This window comes from Acrocarpospora pleiomorpha (assembly GCF_009687885.1).
Taxonomy (GTDB): domain Bacteria; phylum Actinomycetota; class Actinomycetes; order Streptosporangiales; family Streptosporangiaceae; genus Acrocarpospora; species Acrocarpospora pleiomorpha.
This window is the reverse complement of the sequence record NZ_BLAF01000110.1, coordinates 1-6308: the sequence shown is the minus strand read 5'-3', so window position 1 is coordinate 6308 and position 6308 is coordinate 1. Positions and strand designations below refer to the sequence as shown.

Here is a 6308-nt window from a genome sequence, read left to right as displayed (position 1 = left end):
GGGTCGGGGTGGGGGTGACGGGCGGGGTCGAACCCGCCGGGGCGAACGTCCACTGCTTGCTCGTCACCGAGTCGCACGAGTTCTGCTGCGCGATCGCGCCGGTGGCGGTCGAGCTGTCCTTGATGTTCAGGCACTTGGCGCTGTTGACGTTGACCACGCGGTAGAGAGAGCCGACCTGGGTGAGCGTCCACGTCTGCGAGGTGGCGCCCGTGCAGCTCTGCTGCTGGACGGCCTTGCCCGCCGACGTGCTGGCGTCGACGACGCCGAGGCACTTGCCGCTGTGGGCCGCGGCGAGGCGGAAGCCGCTCCCCTGCGTCGCGAGGGTGAACCGCTGGTTGGTGCCGCCGGTGCAGGTGAACTGGATCAGCGACGCGTTGTCGGCCGTGCTGAAGTTGAGGACGTCAAGGCACTGGCCGCTGTTGCCGTTGACCAGCGTGTACGTGCCCGGCGCCGGCGCGGCCGAGGCCGTGCCCTGGGCCACGACGGCGACGGCCGCCGCCAGCACCAGGCCGAGCGCGAGGGTGAGACTTCGTCGTAACACGATCGGTTTCCCTTCGGAGAGTTGATCTTCAAAAGCAACGCCCCGGACAGGTCAGGTGGCCGGGACATACGAGAAGGGCGTTGGGGAAGTGCGATGACCTCCCTTCCTTTAGTCGGCACGCACAACATAAGCAGGACGTTCCATGTAGCGGAACAGTGCGGCCCCAGAGATCTCGCCGAAATGCGCGAACAGCAGGTCCTCCCTGAAAGTTTCAACTTCGGCCGTTCTATGTATTGACACACTATTCTGTGTAGTGAAACCTCCTCAGCACAAGGAGGAGGCAGAATGTCCGTTCTCGATTGGTCCGTCCTGGCCGCGTACTTCATCGTGATGATCGGCATCGGCGTCTGGTCCAAGGGCCGCATCGCCACCGTCATCGACTTCTTCACGGCGCGCGGGAAGATCCCCTGGTGGCTGGCCGGCATCTCGCATCACATGTCCGGCTATAGCGCGATCATGTTCGTCGCGTTCGCGGCGGTGGCGTACACGTACGGGCTGGCGATGTACGTCTGGTGGGCGCTCACCATCGGCATCGGCGTCGGCATCGGCGCGTTCCTGTGGGCGGCGCGCTGGAATCGGCTGCGCTCCAAGCACGGGGTCGCCTCGCCGCTGGAGTATCTGGCCCGGCGCTACAACCTGCCGGCCCAGCAGGTGCTCGCCTACAGCGGCGCGCTGCTGAAAGTGGTCGACATCGCCGCCAAGTGGGTGGCCATCTCGATCCTGCTGAAGGGCTTCGCCGGGATCCCGATCGGGTGGGGGATCCTGATCACCGGCGTGGTGACCATGGTCTACATCACGGCGGGCGGGCTGTGGGCCGACGTGCTGACCGACTTCGGGCAGTTCGTCATCCAGGGCGTGGCGGGGATCGCGATGTTCCTCGCCGTCCTCTCGCATTTGGGCGGAGTCTCCACGCTGTGGACGATGTGGGAGCGGTTGCCGGCGGGGCACGGGGATCCGTTCGCGGGGCCGTACACCGGGACGTTCTTCCTGGCGCTGCTGTTCATCAAGACCTTCGAGTACAACGGCGGCATGTGGAACCTGGCGCAGCGCTACATGGCCGCGCCCTCCGGGAGCGCGGCCAAGCGCTCGGCGCTGCTGTCCAGCGGCCTGTGGCTGGTCTGGCCGCTGATCCTGTTCATCCCGATGTTCGCCGCGCCCCTCATCGTGCCGGGCCTCGCCAACCCCGAGGAGGCCTACGTACGGCTGGCGCAGACCCTGCTCCCGCAGGGCGTGATCGGGCTCGTGCTGGCCGGGTTCTTCTCGCACACGATGGCCATGGTGTCCTCGGACGCCAACGTGATCTCCTCGGTCATCACGCGGGACATCGCGCCGGTGCTGGTCCGCCGGGTCCGGCAGCTGACCGACAACGCGCAGCTGACCTTCGCCCGGGTGACCACGTTCTCGTTCGTGCTGATCAGCATGGTGATCGCGATCTCCACCGAAGGGCAGGGCGTGGTGCTCAAGATCGTCGTCGACCTGGTCGCGGCGACGATGGGGCCGATCTCCATTCCGCTGATGCTGGGCATGCTGCCGTGGTTCCGCCGGAGCGGGCCGACGGCCGCGATCGTGTCCTGGGCGACGGGGCTGAGCGTCTGGGCGTACATCAAGTGGATCATCGAGTCCACCGATCAGGCGATGGTGGTGGGGGTGCCGCTGGTGACCTCGCTGGTGCTCTACGTCGCGGTGGGCCTGCTCCGGCCGGAGCGCACCGGGGACCGGGACGAGCTGATCGACTCGCTGGACTCCGATCCGGCGGAGCAACCGGCCCGCGCATGAGAAGGACCCCGCCGCGGCGGGGTCTTTCGCGTTGTGTGTTAAGCAGAGGGCGACTTACTTATCGGATTCCAAGGTGCCGCCGTTGGCCACGTCAGACTTCTCTATCTCCCAGAACACGATGCGCACGGCCTCCTGGCGGGCCTTGAGGATGTCGACCGCCGCTTCGGTCACGGCGGCCACGAAGTCCCGGCGCTGGTCCATCGTCCGGCCGGACAAGAGCTCCACAGTGATGTTGGGCATTAGACTCCTCCTCAGGCGTTGCGTAACATAACATCATATTCCGCTACATGAAACAAGGTGGACATGGACGTCGTCGTGATGGGCGAACCGCTGGTCGAGTTCTCGGCGGACCGGGCGCTGACCGAGGCCGAGACCTTCCGGCTGTCGTTCTCCGGCGACGCGCTCAACGTGGCGGTGGCGGCGGCCTCCGCCGGGGCCAGGACCGCGCTGGTCACCCTGCTCGGCGAGGACGAGTTCGGAGCGCGGCTGATCAGGTTCGCCGGGTCACGCGGCGTGGACACCCGCTGGATGGTCTCCGGACCCGGCTCCACGGGCGCGTACGCGGTCGGCGCGGACCCGAGCGGAACCCGCGCCTTCGCCTACATGCGCCACGGCAGCGCCGCCTCCCGCCTCTCCGCCGCCGACCTCCCCGGCTCCCCCGTCGCCGACGCCCGCGTCCTGGTGCTCAGCGGCATCACCGCCGCCCTCTCCGACAGCTGCGACGCGGCCGTGCGAGCCGCGGCCCGCGCCGCCACCGGCCTGGTCGTGTACGACCCCAACTACCGCTCCCGCCTCACCGGACCGGAGGCCGCGACAGCCACCCTGGCGGCCGTCGCCCCCCACACCGCGCTCCTGAAGATCTCCGCGCCCGGCGACAGCCTCGCCCTCCTGGGCACCGCCGACCCGGAGGAGACCGCCCGCCGCGTCCGCCGGCTCGGCGCCCCCGCCGTCGCGGTCACCCTGGGCGCGGACGGCGTCCTCCTCGACACCGGCGAATTCGCCGACCTGGTCCCCGCCGTCCCCGCCCCCGTGATCGTCGACCAGACCGGCGCGGGCGACAACTTCACCGGCGCCCTCGCCGCCTGGCTGGCCCGAGGCGCCTCCCTCCTGGACGCGGTCCGAGCCGGCACAGCCGCCGCCTCGATCTCCCTGGCGGGCCAAGGCGGCACCGGAAGAGTCGCGGACACCCTCGAAATCGAAAGCCTGCTCGCGGAAACAGTCAGCGGAGCCTAAGAGCACCTAACACAATGAGCAGGTCGCTGAGTTACTCGCCGTTATCCGGCGCCGTTAGCGCTGGATAACCACCCGCCTTGGCGTCCGCTGTCTCATGATCTTGTCCAGTGGTGTCTGGCCAGGCAGAGGGGCTGTACGCCCTTCAGTGCCATGTCGGCCCGTGGGGCCCCTTTTGGCCCCCTCCTGTGGGGACTGTGTGGGGGCTTACCGGGGTCTGCACGGCCAGCCCGCCTCTCGAGGTCGGGCTGGCGGCCTTCAGGTTCGGAAGCGTCGTTTGCTCCCGCCGAGAGCGCGTCAGGGCGGGAGCAAACGGGAGCACAAGGACCCACACCTGTCGACGGAAGAAGCGACGGACGCGGCTGAGCTGATGGAGCCGAGCCGACTCTGGCGGGCAGCGGAGATGCTGGCCCGTCCGAGCCCTGTCCCGGCCGTCGCTGGCGTCTGCGCATTTTCTCATGCGAGAAATCCTGTGAGTGCTGCGATGCCGACTGCAATATCGCAGAGGATAGGCGGCGAGACGTCAATTCGCCGCGATTGGCTTGCGCATGATCTTGACTGCTAGCGGCCGCCAAAGAGCCAACCGGTCGGTGACAAGGGTTGTACTGGATATGGTGTTGAGGGCAGCAGTTTGGAAGATTTCGGCACGATCTTGTCTCACATGCTGCGCCACAGGTCGGGCACTTTTTTCTGCCTGTGATGCTCCGTGACTCTCATGATTCCCGCCCTGACCACGCAACGAGCACGCTCCCGAGGGGCAGCAGGTCCGGTTGCATATGGGTGTGCAGTCAGCGGTGGGACTTTCGCCTCTCTGTCGGGCACCCTCGACGAATCGTGACTCGACGAGCCCTGACCAGTACTATTTGCGCTGAGGGATCTGTCCCGTCGGTCCAGCCGTAACAGTGAATCGGCCAGGCCCGAAAGTGACGTCACCCGTAGGTCCAGGGCTAATGGCGCTTGTCCCTGCTTGAAGATCCGCTTCGAATCCTGGCAACTTAAGTCGGATCAGCGCCGGGAGAAGAGTCGCAACTGTGAACAGGCCAACAAGTATCGGAGTCGTGACGGACAACATAGTTGCGGTGACCTTGTTGGAAACGAAGAACATGACCCAAATCGTGGCCAATAAAATGAAAGATATAGTTGCAACGGCAAGACCGCCTACAATGGCTGGAGCAGTTGCTTTCATCTCTCGCTCTAGAATGTGAACGTTCCGCTGCGCTTCGATATGGTTCGGGTCACGTTTGAGGCATTCACGCAGATGATGCATTGCGCGACGACGGTAGCCGAATCGTCCTCCGGTATCGACAGATAGGGAACCCATTCGATGCTGTGCTACCCCGGCAACAAAGTGAGGGTCGGCGTACCTGTCAGGAGCCAGCCCAATCGCATGCTGTGCCTCGGCGTAGGCTTCTGCGTGTAGATCCGAGTTCTGCTGCTTGTCTCCCTTTTGCACAAGTAAGCGTGCCAGAGCCAAGTGCATACGCCACCTTTCCCGCTGACTCTGTCGTGCAATCGCTTCCCGGAGTGTCGACTCGGCATCTACCTCATTACCGACACGAGCGAGGGCCTGCGCCAGACCAATCGCGGCCGCGTCGGATGTGGGATCAACGGTTCGAGCCTGACGGAATTCACGCTCGGCATGTAGAGTGTGATCGTCGCCCAGCAGTAGGAAGAGGTTACCCAGTTCAGTATGTGCCGCGCTGTCGTACCAGTCCCGCTCAATCGCCGCTCGGAGTTCAGCCTCCGCTTCATCGTATCGGGCCATCTGAACGTAAAGGGCGCCCAGATCGGTATGGCTTCCGTGGTAAGGATCTATTTCGAGCGCCTTCTTGAGGTGGTACTCAGCCGAAGCAAGATTGCCTTGTTTAAACGCTAAAACACCTAAGCAAACATGTGCGGACGGCTCGTATATGCAACGTTCGACGACTCCGAAAGCGATATTTTCTGCCTCCGTCCAAGCCTCTGCGCCATTCTGTCGAGTAAGGGACCATGCCAGGCCGAGCTCAGACTCAGTCTCATGGGGGTGCTTATTTATTGATGTCCGAAACTCATGTTCTGCCGTGTCGTACCGGCCGTCAGCGAAGGCGACCCATCCGAGACCATGGTGTGCTTCTGCTTGTTCTCGCGTGTTGGCTGCGGTATTGAGCAGGCCTTCGAATATCTTATAAGCATCACCGAATCGGTGCTCATCGCGATGAATCCAGGCGAGCGCATACTTTAAGTATCGATTGGCTGGCTTGAGGCGAATTAGTCGATATATCTCACGCTCGGCCTCGTGGCTGCGGCGCAAAGCTCGGAGAGTTGTTGCTCTAGCAATATTGGCCTCAATATGATCTGCTTCGCGCTGAAGGACAATGTTGAAGCATGCCAATGCGGCATCAAATTTTCGCTGTCCGTCGTGTAAGAGCCCTAGCTCGATTTTGATATCTAGGTCGTCGGGGCGGTGTGTGATGGCGTCAGTGCTAGCTCGATTAGCTTCTTCGAACCGGTATAGCATTCGGAGCGCTGTGATTCTCGACTCAAGCGCGTTGCCGTGCCGTGGATTAATTGCAAGAGCTTTTTCGAAACTCTCCAGGGCTAACTCGTATCGAGCGATAGCATCGTGTAACCACCCAACAGAGACTTGAACATCGGGGTCGTTGGGTCGGCGTTGCAGGGCGTCGGCGGCGGCCTGTTCAGCTTCTGGGAAACGCCGCGCATGGCGTAGGAAACTGATGCGGCTGCGAAGGGCCCAGGAGTGGTTGGGGTCGATGGTCAGGGC

5 protein-coding genes are annotated in these 6308 nt (G+C 63.8%); 2 read left to right on the top strand and 3 right to left on the bottom strand.

Annotated features, from left to right (window positions below):
* A partial coding sequence (locus Aple_RS49575) for an RICIN domain-containing protein (protein ID WP_246265555.1) occupies positions 1 to 541 on the bottom strand: 541 nt, incomplete at its 3' end.
* A 285-nt stretch (positions 542 to 826) separates the two neighbouring features.
* Here Aple_RS49575 and Aple_RS49570 point away from each other — a divergent pair.
* Complete coding sequence (locus Aple_RS49570) at positions 827 to 2317, top strand: sodium:solute symporter family protein (RefSeq protein ID WP_155351774.1); 1491 nt, start codon at positions 827 to 829, stop codon at positions 2315 to 2317.
* Positions 2318 to 2371: 54 nt separating this feature from the next.
* Here Aple_RS49570 and Aple_RS49565 read toward each other — a convergent pair whose 3' ends face one another.
* Positions 2372 to 2557, bottom strand: coding sequence for a tautomerase family protein (locus Aple_RS49565; protein WP_155351773.1), 186 nt, complete (start codon positions 2555 to 2557; stop codon positions 2372 to 2374).
* A 63-nt stretch (positions 2558 to 2620) separates the two neighbouring features.
* Between Aple_RS49565 and Aple_RS49560 the strand changes: the two genes are divergently transcribed.
* On the top strand, positions 2621 to 3550 hold the full coding sequence (locus tag Aple_RS49560; RefSeq protein WP_155351772.1) for a sugar kinase: 930 nt from the start codon (positions 2621 to 2623) through the stop codon (positions 3548 to 3550).
* Between the two features lie 856 nt (positions 3551 to 4406).
* Here the strand turns inward: Aple_RS49560 and Aple_RS49555 are convergent.
* On the bottom strand, positions 4407 to 6308 hold a 1902-nt coding region (locus tag Aple_RS49555), incomplete at its 5' end, for a tetratricopeptide repeat protein (protein ID WP_155351771.1).

Coding starts and splice junctions, on each gene's coding strand:
- Aple_RS49570 (WP_155351774.1), top strand. CDS start 827: ATGTCCGTTCTCGATTGGTCCGTCCTGGCCGCGTACTTCATCGTGATG.
- Aple_RS49565 (WP_155351773.1), bottom strand. CDS start 2,557: ATGCCCAACATCACTGTGGAGCTCTTGTCCGGCCGGACGATGGACCAG.
- Aple_RS49560 (WP_155351772.1), top strand. CDS start 2,621: ATGGACGTCGTCGTGATGGGCGAACCGCTGGTCGAGTTCTCGGCGGAC.